The organism is Paraburkholderia sp. 31.1 (assembly GCF_014397645.1).
Lineage (GTDB): Bacteria > Pseudomonadota > Gammaproteobacteria > Burkholderiales > Burkholderiaceae > Paraburkholderia > Paraburkholderia tuberum.
Genome location: NZ_VZQN01000032.1, coordinates 63508 through 79251, shown reverse-complemented (window position 1 = coordinate 79251; position 15744 = coordinate 63508). Strand labels below are relative to the sequence as shown.

The window sequence follows — 15744 nt, the reverse complement described above, 5'->3', positions numbered from 1 at the left end:
GCCTCAATGTTCGAGCTGATCGATAGTTCAAGCATGAGTACTTACGCCGTCATGACGGAATCCACGCGCGTCCGAAAGCCTCTTTTGCAAGCCGCTTTCCGACCCGCTCAGGCATGCCGGAACGGTCGGCCAACCGATCCACTTCTTCCGCTTCCATGCCGAGGCCGCGTTCGACCTGCGCGACCGGTACGCCTGCCTCAAGGATCGTGCGGACAATCCCGGCCATCGGGATAACGGCATGAGTGCCGCGCGCGCGATTGTGACGGATGGTGGACATCATCCGGTGTACCGGATCGGCTTCAATCTCTGCAGCCGGCACGAAGCCGCCGTACCGCTCGCGGATACGAGCATCGTCCGACACCAGCCAGCGATGAAAGCCATCAATCAGCAGATAACCGCTGCCGTCCCTGAGCACAACCAGCGGCTGTGTGAAGCCGTCCTCTAGGATCGAGAGAACCAGCAGTTCAAGTTCGGGCGGCGCAACCCGGTTGGGGTTGTAGTCGTTCGCCCGCACGCAATCGCGATGTACCCACTTCACGCGTGAGACGGCAGCGCGTTCAATAGCGCCGCGCACGTCATCCGGCAGCGGCGAAGCGGACTCAATAGCGGGTACCGTCATTGTCGGTTTCCATTGCAAGCAGTTCTTCGAGCGTCAGCCCCCGCCGCTTCTGCTCGGCTCCAGCCAGCGTGACCAGCCCGCCGGCCTTGCGGTTCTTGAAGTCACCCTTGAGCGCGATCTGCGCGAGCGCGCGCCAGGACACGCCGCTCATCGGGTCGGCTCTTGTGTCGTCAATGGGCCGCTTCGTCTTGCGCTGATGCGTTTCGACGGCACGTCGCAGTGAGAGCGCGACGCGTGAGCGCCACGGCTCATCGTACAGATTGATGATCCGCCAGGTCCATTCCCGCCATGTCAGTCCTACTGGCGGCTCGCGCAGGTGCGTACCGTAAAGCTCGGTCAGCGCGTAGCGCGCGGCTGTTGCGGCACCCGGTACGCGCGCCGTCATCCGGTGCCACAGGTCGGGATAGCAGATCGCCCACGTATGCAGCAGGTTGAGCGGTTCTTCGCCGAACGGCGGGCAGACGCGCTGTTGGGCATGCGCCAGTCCCATCGCTTCAAAGCGGTCATAGGTGTGGTTGTAGTCCCATCCGAAGCACGACGGCGCGACCCATACGTCTTCGAATCGCCAGTCGTATATCGGATCGCACAACCAGACGTTGCGCGCGTTGGGGCTCTGATGAATGTAGTTATCGACGCGCGTCCGCATTGTCATCCGTAACCGGCGCAATGATTCCTGGGTGCGGATGCCGCGCAGCATCGCGACTGTCTGCGACTGGCCCGCGAATGGCAAGTGGCTACAATCGGGGATCATCATTCCCCTGGCAAAACCCGGCATCGTCGCCTCAGCGCAGGACGGCATCCGGCGCACCCACAGGTCGCGCTCATCGGGGTTCCAGCAGTACCAGTACGGCTGCTGCCGCGAACAGGCGTTGCGATGCTTGATGGGCACGCAATACCAGGTGAGCGCGATATCGGGCTGGGCGCGCACGCGCCCTACATAGTCCTCGGTGTCGGGCGATATGCACTCCTCGTCATAGAAGTGAACCTCGAGCGGCAGGCGTCCGGTTTCGCGCGCGACCGAGAGCGCAAGATGCAACACGACGGTCGAATCCTTCCCGCCCGAGAACGAGACGACGATCCGGTCGAACCGGCTGTACAGATGCCGGATACGTTCCAGCGCCGCATCGTGAACAGTATCGTCCACATAATGCCGGTCCAGCGTCACACGCGCCTTGCCGCTCATGAGCGTTCCAGTGTCGCGTCGCCGGTCGTGCGGATCGCGGCGAGGTTGCGCGCTGATACGCCGTCCACGATGGTCCGGTTAATCATCGGGTGATCGTCGTCGGTAGGCCCGCAATCGGAATCCGGGTGATACGCGAGCACGCGCATTTCGTCGCCCCGGTCGGTGGCGAAGTGATGACGCCCGTTCGCATGAATGCAGAAAATCATTCCCGCTTCGAGCGCGATCCGGGCATCAGCGCCCGCATTACGTGCGACGCACGTCCCGCGCCCTGAGAGAACGAGTCCAAGCCGGTCCGATGGATGCGTGTGTGCGGTCTGGAAAACGCCTGCGGGGAAGTACAGCAGGTTCAGACAGGGATCGCCGCGGCGAACCGGCTGAACCAGCGTGGTATCACTGCACTGGTCGATATAGCGCAGGCGGCCCCGGTGTTCGACGGGACCGCCGATCATGAACAGGCCGCGCCAGCCAGCGCGCCGCATGATGACTCCGCGGCTGCTCCGTGCAGACAGCGTGAACCGGCCCGGGACGCAGAAGTACTGGCCGGCGTGCAGCATCCACGCATGGCCGTTGTGCTGCAGGCGCGCTGCCCCCTCATGCACGTAGCCGAAATGGGTCGCCTGCGGCTCAGTCATAGCGAGGTCCTCTGTCCACGCCTGCAATGCGTGAGCCAGATAGCCATGCTGCCAGCCGTAAGCTGTGAAGGCGTGAGTTGGCGCGTGTGCGGTCATGGGTTCAACCATTCGCGAGCGATCAGTACCAGCGCCGCGCCGCTATCGGCTGCGCCGCGCGTCCTCGCGTGGGCAATGGCGTCAAACAGAATCTGACGGTCTGCTACCCGGACCATGCAGGAAAAGACGGCGAGCGAACCGCCTGCATCGCTCACGGCCGAAACACCCTCAGGGCTGACGGTAGCGTCGGCGGCTGTACTGACAGGAGCCCGATCGTGCGTATCGGCGTTCGCGCCTGCGAAACCGAATTCCGTCAGGTCTGCGGCATCGGCGTCCTGTGCGGCGTGATCGAGCCGGAGCCTGTCTGTATCGTCAGTCAACCGCGCAAGATCAGCGTCGGAGAAACCGAGCAGATCCGGCTCGAAGCCCTCAGCGGTGAGTGCCTGAAGCTCCTGCGCGAGCAGTTCCGTGTCCCATGATGCGTTAAGTGCGAGCTTGTTGTCCGCAATCCGGTAGGCGCGCTTCTGGGCCTCGCTCCATCCCCGCGCCACGATTACGGGCGCATCGTCCAGCCCGATCTGGCGCGCGGCGAGCAGACGTCCGTGTCCGGCGATGACCTCCCCGGCGTCGTCTACCAGTACGGGAATCGTCCAGCCAAATTCACGCAGTGAGCCTGCAAGGCTCTCCACCTGCTCCGGTGGATGGCTACGCGCGTTGCGCGTCGCAAGCTGCAGCCGCTCAAGCGGCCAGCGCTCCACGCTGTCGGCAGGCCAGGGCGGTTGTTTCTTCATTCGTGACGTCTGATGCGGATTCGTCGCGTACGATCCCCGCTTCGCGCAGGAGCGCATCGATGCGCCCGAACGCTGCGTCGAACTCACCGCTTTTCTGCCGCGTCCCGCTCAGCGTCGCACCGAGAATCGCGGAATGTTCAGCAACGGTCTGCCGGTGCACGCCGCAGCGCTGCGCGAGGCTGACCTGTGTCTCGCCGGTATGGGTGAGGATGTTGGCGACCAGCGCGGAACGCAAACGGATATTCGGGACGTGCCCGGTGAAGAGCGGCGCAGTGTGCGCGACGATCTGAGCGAGCGCGCCCGACCATTCGGGATTGGGATAGTGCCCCGCGCAGCAGGGACGATGGCACGCGCAGGTTATGTTTTGGGGTGCGTAGCTGACTACGAGCAGCGCGCGCTGCAAATCCGTCAATCGGTCCAGCCGGTAACGGATACGCGCGGCCTGCGCGGTGGCATCGGTGCCGGTCAGTACGTCATCGCCGGGAGCCGACTGGTGTAGCGCCGAGAGAGAGGAAGCGCCTCCACGCAGAACCGCGTGCGAAAGCGCGTCACGCAGCGCTGCTGCTGCGCCGCAATAGGTGTCTTTCATGGGCAAGCCGTGTGGGAAAACCGAGCGCGCAAACGAAAAAAACCCGCTCGAGGCGGGTTCCGGGTGCAGTTCGGCGACTACTAATCTTTGCGTATATTCGACTGTTTTTGCCGGTTGTCAAGAAATTTCAATCCGGCCCACCAGCGCGCCTGGCGTCAGGAACGCTCAGGCTTGCGCTCGGCGGGCCTGGACTGGTGCGCCAGATCGCTAGTCGATAGCCCTCAGGATGAGCGAGTTCTCGTCATGCTCGCATGCGTACTCGCGTAGCGCGTAATACCGGTCAACCAGGTCGTCATAGTCGCCGCCCTGATCGTGGATCGTCCATATCAGCCGGTTGAGTACGAAAAGACTGATTGTGATTCCGGCCGCGTCAGCGCTCATTGCTCCGTCGAACTGATTGCCTTCTATTCTCAGTGTCAGCCGTTCGGGCGCGCAGGGCGCAAGATAGAAACTGCCGTTCGATAGCTCGTAAAAATTCCAGGCCCCGTGCGCATACTCTGGCGACAGCTTGCCCGCGTAGGAGTACATCAGGTTCTCTGCAACAGGCCATAAAAATCTGCCAATCATTTTCGGGAGAAACCTCAGGCGACGACTCTCAGGGACCAGCTTCGCAACGATTCCGCTCGGCTTTTTCCTCGCCATCTCACGCCCCCTTGAAAGCGACGACAGGGGCCTGCACGACGCGCGCCAGGGGAACGATCGACGTGAGCACGTCGGCGAGCGCCTGAGTCTCCTGCGCGATTTCGTACGCAAGCTGATAGCCCATCCAGGTCATCGCATCGTCACCGAAGAACACCGCGAGGCGAACTGCCGTATCAGCCGTCAACCGGCGCTTGCCCTCGATGATCTCGCGGATACGGCGCGGCGCAACGCTGATCGCTTTCGCCAGCTTGACTTCAGTCACGCGCGCGTCGGCGATTCGCGCAGCGAGCGCTGCGCCCGCCGTCTGTGGAAGAGATTTTGCACCGCTGGACTGGCTCGACGAAGGCGGCGTCGGCGCGACCGTTGCCGAGGTCTTGTCGGCAGGCGTCGGCGCGACCTTCGCTGCGGGCGTCTTGACGGCGGGCGCGGCCTTCATCGCGGGAGTCTTGGCGGGCGTCGGCGCGACCTTCGTCGTCGGAGCTTTTGCAGCCGACTTCGCCGCCACCGTCGTTTTTGCCTTCGGCTCAACCACACTCGCGGCCATCGTTTTCTTTGCCGGTGCTTTCGTTGCTGCCTGTTCTACCGGTGCTTTCGTTGCGGCGTGGTTCGTGGTGGTCTTCGTCGATTTCATCGGGAATCCTATCTAATAAGTGGGTAATTACAAACAACTGCATACCCACCTTAAGGCGACCGCGCAGGCCTGTCCAGAGGCAAACTTCGGCCAGACTCAGATTTCTTCCGAGGCGGCGAGGATGCCGCGTTGATGGGCGAGGATTGCAACCGGGGCGGCGAGGATTTAGTGTCCGCTGGCAAGATTTGATACGCGGCTGATCGCGCCCCGTTGGTCTGCTCCCGTATCCATTCGAGCGCGGCGCGGTGCGCGTCCCGATACGAGCGCGAAGGATGGTCGCCGCGCGCGATTCCCTGACGGTATGCGCGACCGATCCACGCTCTCAGATCGTTCGACAGCGCGTACCAGTGTCTCCGGCAACCCCACCCATTGCGCGGGACGATCTGCCCGCAACCGGGCCACGGACAACGGTGCATGGTTACGTCCTGTCAGTACGAAAAATTTCACCAAACACGGTCTACAAATCCTCACCCTTGCATGGCCTGCGTCCATACCATTTGACCGCGAGCGCGGCGCATTCATCGGCCCGTGCTTTCCAGACACCGCCGCGGCGGATCGCTTCGGCATGCACCTGAGCTGCCAGCGTGACACTCACAAGCGGTGCGCATTCGGCAACTGGAAATCTGTGCATGGTTTTCCCACTCAGTGTGTAACCGCACCGGATTGCTGACGCGGGTCCGCTGGTTCCGCACCCACCAGCGCGGCGCGTGCGATCCGCGCGATATCGGGCAGCGTTAGCGCGCTCGTCGTGCCTTCCGCGAGGTCGGCAATCAGCGCGAGCGCTTCGCGCAAACGTGCAGCGTCGTGCAATGCGCGGTGGCGCATCTGGTCGGAACGGATCACTCTGACCTCTCTCTGTCGCAGGTTCATGGCATGGCCTCCATCGATAGCGCGTGCGCGAACGACAGCACGCACTGCTGTGCTGCAAGCGGTTCAACGACGACCTCGGTGCGCGGATTGGTGCGGTCGATGCCGTGATAGACGTGTTTCTCGCGCACCTGCCTGTCGTTCCTGTAGACGCCGGCCTGTAACAGTTCACGCACGCTTGCACCACCGGCCTTCACCCTTGCATAGCGGTTCTGCAGCACGTCGAGAATCACGGATTCATCGAGGTCCGGCCGTTCGGACGCGTAGAAAATCCGCAGCGTGACGCGTACCGGGCCGCTCAGTTGCACGCGGCACAGCGGCGGAATCTGCCGCAGCGCGTAGCGCTCATAGGCGCGCGCCTTGTCTGACTTGATCGACATCGGGCGCGAACGGATGCGGTTCGCGTCATCGCGATAGCGGCGCGAGACGATTTCGCGGCTGTTCGCTTTGCCAGCGGGCTCGCCCAGGATCGTGAAGGCAATCGCGTTCACACCGTGGCCTCATGCGGCTCTTCGTCGTCTTCGCCCGGTACACGCGAGGGCAGCACGCCGCCGCGCAATTGGAACGCGGCATCGAAAACGGCTCGGTACTGCGCTCGTTTCTCTGCAGGCGCGTCGTCCAGATATGCGCGGCCCGCTGGCGACAGTACGGCATCAATCGAGATTCGCTTCGTTTCATAGGTGAGCGGTGCGCCGTTTTTTGCGCACCCGCGTAGCAACATCTCAAAGGCCCATTGCGGCGAGGGCCGGCGATTCGCGAGCGGCGCAAGAATTTCCCGCATGCGTGCGAGGCACGCTTCTACCTTCGCCGGGTCCGCCCGGTCGGGCTGCGGGAGACGTGGCGGACTGCTTGCTGCGGCTTGTCGGCGCGTGGCACGGCAGAGTTCAAGGAATTCGGGCAGCGTCGGTAGATGCGGCACATCGCAGAGCGCGACAATGCCGGCCTGTAGCGCTTCGGCTGGCACACCCTGAAGCGTGTGCGTCCAGACGCGTTTCAGATCGTTGGTATCGACGCCGCGCCACATCGCCACGAAGCGCGCGCCATAGATCGCGTGCATCTGGCGAAACAGCCATTCGCCGCGGGTTTCAGGTTGATCGGTCGGGAACATCGCGCACGTCCTCAGGGGCAAGGTCGAACACGTCGGGCGGGCGCGACGCATCGCGCCCGGTTAGCGCCGCGATCATTTCGCGGTCGCGTGCCTCGCGCACATCGCGCGGGCTGAGCCGCGCGAACGGCGGTCCAGTTGCACCGTTCGAGCGAGGCAGCAGCCATTCGGCCTGAAAGCCGCCCCAGCCACGCGTGCAGCAGATGCGCAGTGCGTCGTTTAGCGACAAGGCAGCCGATTGCGCTTCCCGCAGAACGCCAGCAATGGCCGTTTCCGTGGGTTTCAGACGCTTGCCGCTGCGCAGGGTCAGCCAGTCGCTTGCGATCTGAGGTTCCACACTGAGCGACACAAGACGCGCGTGCGCGTCGAAGCGCGCTCCGCGCGCGGTTTTTGTCTTTGCATTTGATGAAGTAGAAGATGAAGATGAAGAGCCGTCACCTAAGGAGGGCTTTGGTGCGGGGTTTGGTGCGTCACCCTCAGCAGCACCAAAGCGCGAGGAATTGCCGCGAATGGTACGCACGTATTCATCCCTGACCATCCGCGAGGAATACCAGACTGGCCCGGTCTGTTCGCATACCAGAACGACAGGCGTTCCCTCCCTTCGTCCCGAACGGGGAACGTAGACATAAGGCTCGACAGGTTCACCCACGTCGCCGCCTTTCAGGATTCGCTTGTCGGCCAGCATACGCAGCGCGGCGAGCGTGCAATGCACCGCTTGGGCGATGTCCCTCAACGGCCAGCGAACCGTGCCGTAATCCTCCTGGTCGTGTAGCAGGCACAGCACGTCAATCCAGATTCCTTTTTCCGAGTGCGAGCAGCGGCGAAGTTTGCCGTTCGAAGTCCAGTCGCCCGGATAGAACTGGAACGAGGGACGTTTCATTGGTCCGCCTCAGTGTGTAAATGCTTTTGACCACTGCGAGCGGGCGCTTACGGTTGCCGATCCTGCAGCGCATCGCCGAGTGCCAGCAGAAACGCGCAGGCCGGTAAGCCAGAGCTATCAGCCAGCAACGCGCGGGCTCGCGCGTCCTGTTCGCGCAGCTCTGCCAGACGGCCACCTATGCAGCGTGTGACCGCTTCAGCGTCACGCAGTACGACGCGCGCCGCGCGCTCATAATCGGCCAGCATGAGTGCGCGTCTTGGGACGCGGAGAGCGAAACTTCCTTCGATTCTGGAATCAGTCATGGTTGCACCATCGGGTCAGGCCGCATTGCTGCCGCTGGCCTTTGTACGGGCGAATGCGTCGAGCGCATCCGCGTGTCGTAAGTGAGCGCGCCCGACCTTGCGATGCTGACGCGCATTCCAACGGACCTGTTCGGGTGTAAGGAGATCGAGCAGCACGTATTGCGGGTTTTCGCCGCGCTGATGCGGAACGGGATAACGCGCCTGCAACGTGCCTGTGTACAAGTCGCCCTGTATCGCCCGTGTCTCGTGTGACTCCGCGCCGTAGCTGCGCGCCAGTTCCCGGCGCGTGACATCGAGCAGGTACTGCATGAAGCCGTACCTCGCGCATATGGATTCGTTGCCGCTTTCGAGTCGTGTACGGGCGCGATCTGCAACCGTGTTGCATTCGACGCGCTGAACGTCTTCGGCTTCTAGTTCGAGGATTGCCTTGCGGACCGCACGGACGATGATTTCCCGTGCGCCGCCTGCCGGTTGCGGCGTGGTGTTACGTCCCGTCATGGCTTGCCCCTTCCAGCATCGCGCACAGAAACCCGGCCATCGCCGGTACGATGCGCCGCACGTCGGTCTGCATGACGTCCGTCATCGCGTCATAGATCGCGGTGGGATTCTTCGAGAGGTACCCGTCGCTCTCGAAGTCGCGCACACGGCCCCATATCCACAGAACATCCTCAGGGATGCGGTTGATCGTCGCCGCCACATCGTTGTGGATGTCCCGGATAAGAGCCGTCGTGCTTGGTTTCTTCGCGGGATCGCGTAACGCGTCTTCGAATTCCCGTTCGGGGATCGTCGCCAGCTTTTGCCACTTTGATGACTGGTCCCGCGTTACTCCCAGGTCAGCGAGCGTTGCGACGGAGGAACCCTTGTCGTTGCCTACGACTAGGGTTTTTCCGGTCGGGTTCGCCGTCTTCGGCATCGCTCGCAATTCCGCCTGTGCAAGCTCTGTCAGCAACGTGCCCGCGCGGCGTTCGGCGCGCAGGCGGATCGCGCAGGCCTTGCGTTCGGCGTCGGTGTTCTTCGCCTGCCTTGCATAGACTTCGAACGCGAGCGCCTTATCGCGAAGGTCTTTCACTTCATCGACGCGATGGCATTCCGCAATGGCGGTACACATCGCGACGTAGCGTGCATCGACCAGTGCCCCGGCGCGGGCGGTCATGTTCCGGCGCACGTCGATAACCGTATCGCGTGACGCGCTGGTCACCCTGGCTATCGCCGTGTTGGTCGCGGTCGGATCGGCTTCGATGGCCTGCCGGATCGCGTCGCGGTTGACCCTGTAGCTACGCGGGTACGTCTTGCCGTCCGAGCCGGTAAGGCGCGCTCCCTGGTCCGCTGGATTCATCGCGTCGTCCTACGGTGTCGTCGCCCCGGGAAAATCGTCTGTCGCAGTAAGCATGACGAATTCCTTTGCTGAATTCACGGACTAAAAATTAGGCGTAAAAAAGCATCCCGTCAATTACGCTTACTTGTATTAAGAGTGCATGTAAGTGCATGGAAGTACACAGACGTCTTTTATAAAAAATCAAGGGGATAGGTGCATTCACTTAGGAAAACTGGATGTTTGAACCATTATCGTCAGGTTATGTAAATTCATCCTCGACACCCGCTGCGCAAGCCGCTGATGGATATGGAAATAAAAATTAAACGGCCGTTCTGAAAGCGGCAACTGATAATCTTTTTTGCGGCGGTGGGTTTTCGCTTTTTTCTTGAATTCAACCCGGCTTGACGCCTATCTTTCGATCCATGTTATTTCGGCACGGAGCGAATTGTGTCAACCGCATTTATCGAACACTGGTCAATTCCGCATGAAGAAGGCGGAGAAAACCATATTATCCGGTCGCCAGATAGCGAAGCAGCTTATGGGCACGCGCTGACTATCCGCGACTCGATCCGCTCGGCCCGGGCGCCGGTCATCACCGGCCAGTATCGCGACATCGAAACGGGTCTGTGGACAGTATTCGTCCGCGTCCTGCCGGACCCGCAGCAATGAGCGCATTCGACTTTTCGCTGCCTGCCCGGCAGCCGATTGCGGAGCTTGGCCTGTCGGTACGGATCGCCAACCAGCTTCGTGCGGCCGGTATCACGTCGATAGGCGAGTTGTGCGAGCGTCGCGCGCGCGACCTATTGCTGATGACGCACGTTGGCCCGGATTCTGTTCGGGCCGTTGCGGACGCGCTGACGCAACGCGGTCTTTCACTCAGGGAATAGACCCATGAATGCAAGGGACGACTGGCTTGCGGAGCGCCGCAAGGGCATCGGCGGCAGCGACGCCGCCGCCGCTATCGGACAGTCGCGCTATCAGACAGCCTATGAGTTGTGGCTGGACAAGACCGGGCAGACAACAGGCGAGCGCGAAGACAACGAAACAACCCGCTTCGGCCGGGCGATGGAAGCCATCGCGGCCGATATGTTTGCGCATCGCACGGGTGTGCGTCTGCGCCGTCGCAATCAGATCATCCGACACCCGAAGTACCAGTTCATGGCTGCGTCCGTGGACCGGCTCGTTGAAGGTCGGCGCGAAGGCTTCGAAGCGAAGAACGTCAATGCGGATTTCTTCCGCTTCTCCGGCGAGTGGGGCGAACAGGGTTCGGATCAGGTTCCGGTTGAATACCTGTGCCAGTGCCATCACTACCTGACGGTCCTTGATTACGACGCCTGGCATCTTGGCGCGGTTGTCGGCGGCAACCGTCTTGTCACCTACACGATCGAGCGCGACCCCGAATTTTCGGAACTGCTGATCGGCCAGGAAATGACGTTCTGGACGTTCGTGGAAACCGGCGAACCGCCGCCTTTCGACTATTCGCACCGGCATGCGGTTGACATGCTGAAGCGTCTCTATCCCGGCACGTCCGGCGAAACCATCGCGCTCGATGCGGCGCTGATGGACTGGCACAACGTGCGCATCGAGGCCGATGAACAGGTCAAGGCGTATCAGGCCGTTAGCGACGGCGCACGCGCCCACATTCTGCACGCGATGAAAGAGGCCGCAATTGGCCGGCTTCCCAATGGTGGCGCGTACAAACGCAAAACTGTCCACCGTCCCTCGTACAGCGTTGATGCGTGCGATTACACGATGCTGACGTACAGCAAACCGAAGGAAGGAAAGGAGGTTGCCGAATGATCGCAACAGTTGAAGAGGAACCGCGCACTCTGAAGCGGTTCGAATTGAACCCCGACATGCTTGGCTACATCGAGCGCTTTGCGAATCTGATGGCGACGGCTGGCGTCACCGTTCCCGAACCGTATCGCGGTAAGCCGGGCAATTGCGCAGCCGTGACGATTCAGGCGCTGCAATGGGGTATGAATCCGTTCGCCGTCGCAGCGAAAACGCATTTCGTCAACAACCAGATCGGCTACGAGGCGCAACTCATCATCGCCGCCGTCAATACATCCGGCCTGCTGGTGGATCGCATCAACTGGGACTGGTTTGGCGATTGGGAAAAGATCGTCGGGCAGTTCGTTGAACGCGAGTCGAAGACGAAGAAAAACGAACACGGCGAGCCTGTTCGATACCGCGTCCCTGCATGGAACATCGAGGACGAGGAAGGCGTTGGTGTGCGTTGCTTTGCGACACTCAGGGGTGAGCGCGAACCGCGCGTGCTGACGATCCTGATGAAGCAGGCGCGCGTGCGCAACTCGACGTTATGGGCGGATGACCCGAAGCAGCAGATTGCCTACCTGTCCGGTAAACGCTGGTCCCGGCTTCACGCGTCCGAAATTGTCTTTGGTGTCCGCACGCCCGACGAACTCGACGTGGTCGACAACGGCATGCGCGACATGGGGCCAGCCGAAGAAGTCAGACGGGAATCCGCGGCGCATGGATCGTCGCGCACAAGCAGTGTCAAGGAGCGCATCAAGAAGAACGCGACTACACGCAATGCAGCGCCGACGCTTGACGAGGTTCTGAAGGCCATTGCGGAAGCAACGAACACCGGCGAAATGACGGTGGCTGGCGAACTTGCAACGAAGTTGCGCACCGATCAGGAAAAGGAAATCGCGCGCACGGCATACAGCGACAAGCTGAGCGCCGAACGCGCAGCGGCGCACGCGCAAGCCGCGCAGGACGATCCTGCTGACGCAGGCTCGAAACGTGATCGCGGCGGCGAAGTGGCAGCAATGACGTTCGCCCAGGTCATGGACGCGCTGGAACAAGCGGAAACGCTCGACGCGCTCGATGTTGCCGCCGACCTGATACGCACCGTGCCGGACGAAGGCCAGCGCGAAGAGCTGGAAGAGTTCTATCTAGCGAAACGCCACAGGATGGAGAGTGAGCAATGATGCACTTTGAAAATCATCCTGTCAGGCTTGAACACATCAACACGCGCGTGGAATTTCACGGCGAAGAAGAACGGCTTGCGCTCGACCTGACCATCAAGGCGGACCTGCCGAATACTGCGCTCGATGATATGTCGCCGACGCTGCGCGGTTCGCTATATGAGGCGGATCGGCAAGCCGATATCGTTGACCCGGACAGTACGCCGGTACTGCGAAACCCACAGCTTGGCACGCTGCATTGGGCGGGCAAATTCGCTGGCGTAAAGCTCGCGCTGCGTGACGAAGATCGCGACGGCCTGGGCGGTTTGCGCTTCGTGGACGCGCGCCTGGATCGCGTTCGTTTTCAGCCGAAGGACGGGGGCACCTGTTCGTTCGTGTGGCACATCCACATCTACCCGGACGATGAAGCGACGACAGCGCACACGGTCTATTTCCTCCGCCGGCTGCACACGCTTGGAACGATGAACGTGCCTGATCCGAACGGCATCGACGACGACCAGGAATGAACCGGCCAGCGCTCAGATTCGGAATGCGCTGAAAGCCTACAACGAATGTGGAGGCTAAAATTGTTGCGGGACAAGCATCCTGAAGCATGGCAAGCCCTGATAAATCTTCTCGCGCGCAGCGTAGCGCGCGACATGGTACGGGGTTCCCGAGCGGCGAACAACACGGAGAACGAATCGAAATGCGAGTGGCAATCTATGCCCGCTTCTCAACGGACAAACAGAAAGAAACATCGGTCACGGACCAAATAAACGTATGTGCGCGTCGCGTCGCGACGCTGGCCGAGTGCGAAATTGTTGCCCGTCATTCGGACGAAGGTATCTCAGGTGGGACGCGTGTCGAATCACGTCCTGGCGGCAAGCAGCTGATGGCCGACGCGATGGCGGGCCGGTTCGATGTATTGGTAATCGAAGCGCTGGACCGCCTGTCGCGCGATCAGGTCGAGCAGGAAACAATTTTGCGTCGGCTTGAGTTTCGCGGTATCCGCGTGCTCGGCGTATCCGATGGCTACGATTCAACCTCAAGTAGCCGCAAGGTGCAGCGGACGGTTCGCGGCCTTGTCAACGAACTCTATATTGATGATCTTCGCTGCAAGACGCTGCGCGGGCAGACCGGCCAGGTGGATCGCGGGTTCGTCGCCGGTGGCAAAAGCTACGGCTACGACCTCGTTAAAGGCGAGCATGGCAGCGATTACCGCGTCAACGACGAACAGGCGAAGTGGGTACGGTTCATCTTCGAGAAGTTCGCGGCGGGCTGGTCCACCTTCAGGATATGCGACGAACTCAACCGCCTCGGCGTGCCGTCGCCGCGCAACACAACCTGGATGCGTTCGGCGCTGTACGGCTCACCGCGCAAGGGTTCCGGCATTCTCAATAACTCGGCCTACATCGGTATCTATATCTGGAACCGCTCGCAGTGGATAAAGGACCCTGACACGGGCGCGCGCGTACGTCAGGACCGGCCGGAAAGCGAATGGAAAACCGAACGCCGCGACCACTACCGCATCGTCAGCGATGACCTCTGGCACTCAGTGCGCACGCGCATGGGCGCGGATCGCCTGAACGCCGGAACGTCGGGGGCTGGCCGTGCGCCGCGTAGCCTCTTCGGTGGATTGCTGCGCTGCCCTGAGTGCGGCGGGGCAATGGTGTCAATCAATCAGCGTTACTACGGTTGCGTGACCCGAAAGGAACGCGGCCTGCAAGCGTGTCACGGCGCGAACATTTACCGCGCTGAGACAGACGAACGATTGCTCAATATCCTGCGCGATGAACTGCTGTCCGACGACGCCCAGGCGGGTATTGATTCGGCCGTGCGCCGATATTTCGCGAACGAACAGGACGATGCGGCCGGATCGGCCAGGGAGATTCGAGCGAAGGTAAGCACGCTCGACCGGCAGATCGAAAATCTGACGCAGGCGCTGGCAGAAATAGGCGTTTCAGCGGCCTTGATGGAACGGCTGAAAAAAGCGGAAGGCGAGCGTGAGGCGCTTACCCAGGCTTTGACTCGGACGAAGGTCAACAGCGAACAGTTCGCGGAAATTGCTCAACGCGCAAAGGCACGAACAACAGAACTCAGGGAAGCGTTATCGGGGGAATCCGTCGATGAAGCGCGGCAAATAATTGCGACGCTGATGGGACCGATAGAGATACAGAAGAGGGACGGTGGTTACTTCGCGTCCTATGAAGACGTTTCCGAACAGTTGCTCGTCTGTGCTGCCGGAAATCAGTCTCGAATTGTGGTTGCGGGGGTAGGATTTGAACCTACGACCTTCGGGTTATGAGCCCGACGAGCTGCCAGACTGCTCCACCCCGCGTCAGAGAAAAAAGAGTATATCGGATCGCTGACACAACGTCAAATGTTGGCGCGAAATACATATCGAGTGCGATCGAGCAAGCGGCACATTCGCGCGGCGCGATGCGTCGCACGCGCTACGAAACATCGCAACGGCAAGTTGCACACTCCCCGCTCGCGCACGCGATAAGATGCGGGACTACCGCGAATCGGAGCAACTGGCCGGGACTTCATTCATCGAGCCTCGCCCGCGCGAACGCAACAACGCAAGAAGCTATCTTCATCGTTGAGCGGAACTTGATATGACGTATCCATCCGATGCAATTCTTGCTGCGCTGCCCGTGAAAACCTCTTTGCTCAAGTTGCGCAGGCATCGGCACCCATGCACGAGGAATCAACACGGCATTTAAATTTTTCTGCCGGGAGCACGGTCGCCCATGCTCATGCGTATTGCGCCATGAGTCGTCCCTTCGTGCTTCCAATCGATCATCTATTTGCGTAAGCGGGGATACCCGTTCACGCGATACACCATTTCTTTCAACCAAGACGGTCCATCTTGCTGCGCGCGGTGTGCGGCTTTCCTGCTCGGACGAACGCATCTTCCTGCGGCGGGTGCCGATAGTTGCCACATCAGTGAGACCGCCACGACACTTCTATCTTTGGTCTCGCATCCTTCCAGGCGCGTCATCTCAGGTTCCCGGTATCGCGGCGCTTCGAAGGTCGCGGCTTCGCGCGCGAAGGGTTGAGCAACGCAATCGACCACGTCTTTAGCACGCTGCAACTGCATCGCGTAATGGCGAATTACCGGCCCGACAATCTGCGCAGCGCGCGACTCCTCGAGCGGCCCGGCTTCGAAAACGAAGGCCTCGCGCGTGCGTATCTGAAGATCGACGGCGCGTGAGC

22 protein-coding genes and 1 tRNA gene are annotated in these 15744 nt (G+C 61.3%); 8 read left to right on the top strand and 15 right to left on the bottom strand.

Going from position 1 to position 15744, the window contains the following annotated elements:
* Nucleotides 1-49: 49 nt before the first annotated feature.
* From F6X37_RS23955 to F6X37_RS37060, 7 genes are all read right to left on the bottom strand, one after another.
* Nucleotides 50-619, bottom strand: a complete 570-nt coding sequence (locus tag F6X37_RS23955; RefSeq protein WP_187612993.1) for an IbrB-like domain-containing protein — start codon at nucleotides 617-619, stop codon at nucleotides 50-52.
* On the bottom strand, nucleotides 600-1802 hold the full coding sequence (locus F6X37_RS23950; RefSeq protein ID WP_187612992.1) for a phosphoadenosine phosphosulfate reductase family protein: 1203 nt from the start codon (nucleotides 1800-1802) through the stop codon (nucleotides 600-602). Before F6X37_RS23950 ends, F6X37_RS23955 begins: the two co-directional genes overlap by 20 nt.
* On the bottom strand, nucleotides 1799-2530 hold the full coding sequence (locus F6X37_RS23945; protein ID WP_187612991.1) for a cupin domain-containing protein: 732 nt from the start codon (nucleotides 2528-2530) through the stop codon (nucleotides 1799-1801). Before F6X37_RS23945 ends, F6X37_RS23950 begins: the two co-directional genes overlap by 4 nt.
* Nucleotides 2527-3261, bottom strand: a complete 735-nt coding sequence (locus F6X37_RS23940; RefSeq protein WP_187612990.1) for a ParB/Srx family N-terminal domain-containing protein — start codon at nucleotides 3259-3261, stop codon at nucleotides 2527-2529. Before F6X37_RS23940 ends, F6X37_RS23945 begins: the two co-directional genes overlap by 4 nt.
* A complete protein-coding gene (locus tag F6X37_RS23935) occupies nucleotides 3209-3850 on the bottom strand; it encodes a hypothetical protein (RefSeq protein WP_187612989.1) in 642 nt (213 codons plus the stop codon). Before F6X37_RS23935 ends, F6X37_RS23940 begins: the two co-directional genes overlap by 53 nt.
* 207 nt (nucleotides 3851-4057) lie before the next feature.
* A complete protein-coding gene (locus tag F6X37_RS23930; protein WP_187612988.1) occupies nucleotides 4058-4492 on the bottom strand; it encodes an antirestriction protein in 435 nt (144 codons plus the stop codon).
* Between the two features lies 1 nt (nucleotide 4493).
* Nucleotides 4494-4754: a HigA family addiction module antitoxin gene (locus F6X37_RS37060; RefSeq protein WP_316251994.1), complete on the bottom strand. Its 261-nt coding sequence runs from the start codon at nucleotides 4752-4754 to the stop codon at nucleotides 4494-4496.
* Between F6X37_RS37060 and F6X37_RS37055 the strand changes: the two genes are divergently transcribed.
* Nucleotides 4741-5139 (top strand): hypothetical protein, encoded by a 399-nt coding sequence (locus tag F6X37_RS37055; RefSeq protein WP_262420001.1) that lies wholly within the window; start codon nucleotides 4741-4743, stop codon nucleotides 5137-5139. The genes F6X37_RS37060 and F6X37_RS37055 overlap by 14 nt on opposite strands.
* A 626-nt stretch (nucleotides 5140-5765) precedes the next feature.
* On the opposite strand, the gene F6X37_RS23915 is transcribed toward F6X37_RS37055, so the two are convergent.
* From F6X37_RS23915 to F6X37_RS23885, 7 genes are all read right to left on the bottom strand, one after another.
* Complete coding sequence (locus tag F6X37_RS23915) at nucleotides 5766-5993, bottom strand: hypothetical protein (RefSeq protein WP_184063986.1); 228 nt, start codon at nucleotides 5991-5993, stop codon at nucleotides 5766-5768.
* Nucleotides 5990-6481, bottom strand: a complete 492-nt coding sequence (locus F6X37_RS23910; RefSeq protein ID WP_187612985.1) for a RusA family crossover junction endodeoxyribonuclease — start codon at nucleotides 6479-6481, stop codon at nucleotides 5990-5992. Before F6X37_RS23910 ends, F6X37_RS23915 begins: the two co-directional genes overlap by 4 nt.
* Nucleotides 6478-7014 (bottom strand): hypothetical protein, encoded by a 537-nt coding sequence (locus F6X37_RS23905; protein WP_187612984.1) that lies wholly within the window; start codon nucleotides 7012-7014, stop codon nucleotides 6478-6480. The genes F6X37_RS23910 and F6X37_RS23905 overlap by 4 nt, the downstream gene beginning before the upstream one ends.
* A 61-nt stretch (nucleotides 7015-7075) precedes the next feature.
* Nucleotides 7076-7975: a hypothetical protein gene (locus F6X37_RS23900; RefSeq protein WP_187612983.1), complete on the bottom strand. Its 900-nt coding sequence runs from the start codon at nucleotides 7973-7975 to the stop codon at nucleotides 7076-7078.
* A gap of 47 nt (nucleotides 7976-8022) precedes the next feature.
* Nucleotides 8023-8220 (bottom strand): hypothetical protein, encoded by a 198-nt coding sequence (locus F6X37_RS23895; RefSeq protein WP_187612982.1) that lies wholly within the window; start codon nucleotides 8218-8220, stop codon nucleotides 8023-8025.
* Nucleotides 8221-8292: 72 nt separating this feature from the next.
* Entirely contained in the window at nucleotides 8293-8775 is a 483-nt protein-coding gene (locus F6X37_RS23890) for a hypothetical protein (protein ID WP_184063971.1), read from the bottom strand.
* Nucleotides 8762-9613, bottom strand: coding sequence for a hypothetical protein (locus F6X37_RS23885; RefSeq protein WP_187612981.1), 852 nt, complete (start codon nucleotides 9611-9613; stop codon nucleotides 8762-8764). The genes F6X37_RS23890 and F6X37_RS23885 overlap by 14 nt, the downstream gene beginning before the upstream one ends.
* A gap of 426 nt (nucleotides 9614-10039) precedes the next feature.
* On the opposite strand from F6X37_RS23885, the gene F6X37_RS23880 reads away from it, so the two are divergent.
* From F6X37_RS23880 to F6X37_RS23855, 6 genes are all read left to right on the top strand, one after another.
* The gene (locus F6X37_RS23880; protein ID WP_187612980.1) at nucleotides 10040-10261 is read left to right on the top strand and encodes a hypothetical protein; all 222 of its coding nucleotides are present in this window, start codon (nucleotides 10040-10042) and stop codon (nucleotides 10259-10261) included.
* Complete coding sequence (locus F6X37_RS23875; protein WP_187612979.1) at nucleotides 10258-10479, top strand: DNA-directed RNA polymerase subunit alpha C-terminal domain-containing protein; 222 nt, start codon at nucleotides 10258-10260, stop codon at nucleotides 10477-10479. Before F6X37_RS23880 ends, F6X37_RS23875 begins: the two co-directional genes overlap by 4 nt.
* Nucleotides 10480-10483: 4 nt before the next feature.
* The gene (locus F6X37_RS23870) at nucleotides 10484-11392 is read left to right on the top strand and encodes a YqaJ viral recombinase family protein (RefSeq protein ID WP_187612978.1); all 909 of its coding nucleotides are present in this window, start codon (nucleotides 10484-10486) and stop codon (nucleotides 11390-11392) included.
* A complete protein-coding gene (locus F6X37_RS23865; protein WP_187612977.1) occupies nucleotides 11389-12549 on the top strand; it encodes a RecT family recombinase in 1161 nt (386 codons plus the stop codon). Before F6X37_RS23870 ends, F6X37_RS23865 begins: the two co-directional genes overlap by 4 nt.
* Complete coding sequence (locus tag F6X37_RS23860; RefSeq protein ID WP_187612976.1) at nucleotides 12546-13052, top strand: hypothetical protein; 507 nt, start codon at nucleotides 12546-12548, stop codon at nucleotides 13050-13052. Before F6X37_RS23865 ends, F6X37_RS23860 begins: the two co-directional genes overlap by 4 nt.
* 86 nt (nucleotides 13053-13138) lie before the next feature.
* Nucleotides 13139-14830 carry a recombinase family protein gene (locus tag F6X37_RS23855; RefSeq protein WP_316251995.1) on the top strand — a complete coding sequence of 564 codons (1692 nt, stop codon included), beginning with the start codon at nucleotides 13139-13141 and terminating at the stop codon, nucleotides 14828-14830.
* On the opposite strand, the gene F6X37_RS23850 is transcribed toward F6X37_RS23855, so the two are convergent.
* Nucleotides 14787-14863: transfer RNA gene (locus F6X37_RS23850), tRNA-Met, on the bottom strand. The genes F6X37_RS23855 and F6X37_RS23850 overlap by 44 nt on opposite strands.
* A gap of 633 nt (nucleotides 14864-15496) precedes the next feature.
* On the opposite strand from F6X37_RS23850, the gene F6X37_RS23845 reads away from it, so the two are divergent.
* Nucleotides 15497-15742, top strand: coding sequence for a GNAT family N-acetyltransferase (locus tag F6X37_RS23845; protein ID WP_187613012.1), 246 nt, complete (start codon nucleotides 15497-15499; stop codon nucleotides 15740-15742).
* The last annotated feature ends 2 nt before the right edge of the window (nucleotides 15743-15744 follow it).

Bases quoted from the DNA above. Each gene is read 5' to 3' on its own strand.
- F6X37_RS23955 (WP_187612993.1), bottom strand. From the start codon at position 619: ATGACGGTACCCGCTATTGAGTCCGCTTCGCCGCTGCCGGATGACGTG.
- F6X37_RS23950 (WP_187612992.1), bottom strand. From the start codon at position 1,802: ATGAGCGGCAAGGCGCGTGTGACGCTGGACCGGCATTATGTGGACGAT.
- F6X37_RS23945 (WP_187612991.1), bottom strand. From the start codon at position 2,530: ATGACCGCACACGCGCCAACTCACGCCTTCACAGCTTACGGCTGGCAG.
- F6X37_RS23940 (WP_187612990.1), bottom strand. From the start codon at position 3,261: ATGAAGAAACAACCGCCCTGGCCTGCCGACAGCGTGGAGCGCTGGCCG.
- F6X37_RS23935 (WP_187612989.1), bottom strand. From the start codon at position 3,850: ATGAAAGACACCTATTGCGGCGCAGCAGCAGCGCTGCGTGACGCGCTT.
- F6X37_RS23930 (WP_187612988.1), bottom strand. From the start codon at position 4,492: ATGGCGAGGAAAAAGCCGAGCGGAATCGTTGCGAAGCTGGTCCCTGAG.
- F6X37_RS23915 (WP_184063986.1), bottom strand. From the start codon at position 5,993: ATGAACCTGCGACAGAGAGAGGTCAGAGTGATCCGTTCCGACCAGATG.
- F6X37_RS23905 (WP_187612984.1), bottom strand. From the start codon at position 7,014: ATGTGGCGCGGCGTCGATACCAACGATCTGAAACGCGTCTGGACGCAC.
- F6X37_RS23900 (WP_187612983.1), bottom strand. From the start codon at position 7,975: ATGAAACGTCCCTCGTTCCAGTTCTATCCGGGCGACTGGACTTCGAAC.
- F6X37_RS23895 (WP_187612982.1), bottom strand. From the start codon at position 8,220: ATGCTGGCCGATTATGAGCGCGCGGCGCGCGTCGTACTGCGTGACGCT.
- F6X37_RS23890 (WP_184063971.1), bottom strand. From the start codon at position 8,775: ATGACGGGACGTAACACCACGCCGCAACCGGCAGGCGGCGCACGGGAA.
- F6X37_RS23885 (WP_187612981.1), bottom strand. From the start codon at position 9,613: ATGAATCCAGCGGACCAGGGAGCGCGCCTTACCGGCTCGGACGGCAAG.
- F6X37_RS23875 (WP_187612979.1), top strand. From the start codon at position 10,258: ATGAGCGCATTCGACTTTTCGCTGCCTGCCCGGCAGCCGATTGCGGAG.
- F6X37_RS23870 (WP_187612978.1), top strand. From the start codon at position 10,484: ATGAATGCAAGGGACGACTGGCTTGCGGAGCGCCGCAAGGGCATCGGC.
- F6X37_RS23865 (WP_187612977.1), top strand. From the start codon at position 11,389: ATGATCGCAACAGTTGAAGAGGAACCGCGCACTCTGAAGCGGTTCGAA.
- F6X37_RS23860 (WP_187612976.1), top strand. From the start codon at position 12,546: ATGATGCACTTTGAAAATCATCCTGTCAGGCTTGAACACATCAACACG.
- F6X37_RS23855 (WP_316251995.1), top strand. From the start codon at position 13,139: ATGGCAAGCCCTGATAAATCTTCTCGCGCGCAGCGTAGCGCGCGACAT.